The sequence below is a fragment of the Aeromonas sp. HMWF014 genome (assembly GCF_963878295.1).
Lineage (GTDB): Bacteria > Pseudomonadota > Gammaproteobacteria > Enterobacterales > Aeromonadaceae > Aeromonas > Aeromonas popoffii.
This window is the reverse complement of sequence record NZ_CAWNYS010000407.1, coordinates 1-1,531: the sequence shown is the minus strand read 5'-3', so window position 1 is coordinate 1,531 and position 1,531 is coordinate 1. Positions and strand designations below refer to the sequence as shown.

The 1,531-nt window shown below is 64.8% G+C and carries 2 protein-coding genes; both read right to left on the bottom strand.

Annotated elements, in window-relative coordinates:
* On the bottom strand, nt 1-1,279 hold a 1,279-nt coding region (locus AAC083_RS16385), incomplete at its 3' end, for a carboxyl transferase domain-containing protein (protein ID WP_375134766.1).
* On the bottom strand, nt 1,276-1,531 hold a 256-nt coding region (locus AAC083_RS16380; protein ID WP_258224728.1), incomplete at its 5' end, for an acyl-CoA dehydrogenase family protein. The genes AAC083_RS16385 and AAC083_RS16380, both read right to left, overlap by 4 nt.

Here is a 1,531-nt window from a genome sequence, read left to right as displayed (position 1 = left end):
AGGCGCGGCCGCACATGCCGTAGTTGCCGGCACCAAAGCTGCCGCCGACGATGAGCGTTATCTTGGGTACCCGGCTGCAGGCCACGGCGGTGACCAGCTTGGCCCCATGCTTGGCGATGCCTTCCCGCTCTGCGGTACTGCCCACCATAAAGCCGGTGATGTTTTGCAGGAACAGCAGGGGGATCCCGCGCCTGTTGCAGAGCTGGATAAAGTGGGCGCCTTTCTGGGCGCTGTCGCTGTGCAGCACGCCATTGTTGGCGAGGATCCCCACCTGCATGCCTTCGATCCGGGCGAAGCCGGTGACAAGCGTGGTGCCAAACAGTGCCTTGAATTCGTCAAACTCGGAGCCGTCCACCAGGCGGGCGATGAGCTCGCGGGCGTCGTAAGCGCGCTTGAGGCTGGTCCCCACCAGACCGTAGAGATCTTCTATCGGATAACAGGGGGCTTCATAGGCCGGAGTGGATTGCGTGGTGTGTTCTCCCAAGTTGCTGACCAAAGTGCGGGCGATTGCCAGCGCATGGGCATCGTCACGTGCCAGGTGATCCGCCACGCCTGAGTGAGCGCAGTGCACCTCGGCGCCGCCGAGTGCCTCGGCGCTGATCTCCTCGCCGGTGGCTGCTTTGACCAGCGGCGGCCCCGCCAGAAAGATGGTGGCCTGTTCCTTGACCATGATGGATTCGTCAGCCATGGCGGGTACATAGGCACCGCCTGCGGTGCAAAGCCCCATCACCACCGCCAGCTGGGGGATGTTCTGGGCCGACATGCGGGCCTGGTTGTAGAAGATGCGACCGAAGTGTTCCCGGTCGGGAAAAACCTCGTCTTGCATGGGCAGGAAGGCGCCGCCGGAATCCACCAGATAGAGGCAGGGCAGGCGCAGTCGCTCGGCGATGGCCTGGGCCCGCAGGTGTTTTTTCACCGTGAGCGGGTAGTAGGTGCCCCCCTTGACGGTGGCATCGTTCACCACCAGCAGGCAGAGCCTGCCCGCAATCTGGCCCAGCCCCGTGATGATACCGGCGGCGGGCACCGGTTCGTCATAGACCTGCCAGGCGGCCAGCGCCGACAGCTCGAGAAAGGGAGAGCCCGGGTCCAGCAGCTGGTTGATGCGCTCGCGGGGCAGCAGCTTGCCACGGGCTTGATGGCGGGCGTTGTTGGCCTCGCCGCCGCCTTGGGCTATCTCGTCGAGACGGGCATTGAGATCCTCGACCAGTGCCTGCATGGCCGAGCGGCCCTCGGCAAACTCGGGACTCGCCGTGTCGAGGCGGGAGTGGATACGACTCATGCGTTCTCTCCCATCAGCTCGCGGCCGATAAGCCAGCGGCGAATTTCCGAGGTGCCTGCGCCTATCTCGTAGAGCTTGGCGTCCCGCAGCAGGCGACCCGTGGGGTATTCGTTGATGTAGCCGTTGCCCCCCAGCAGCTGGATGGCATCGAGCGCCATCTGGGTGGCGTTTTCTGCGGCAAACAGGATGGCGGCGGCGCAATCCTTGCGGCTGGTGCGGCCCTGATCGCAGGCGCTCGCCACCGAATAGACC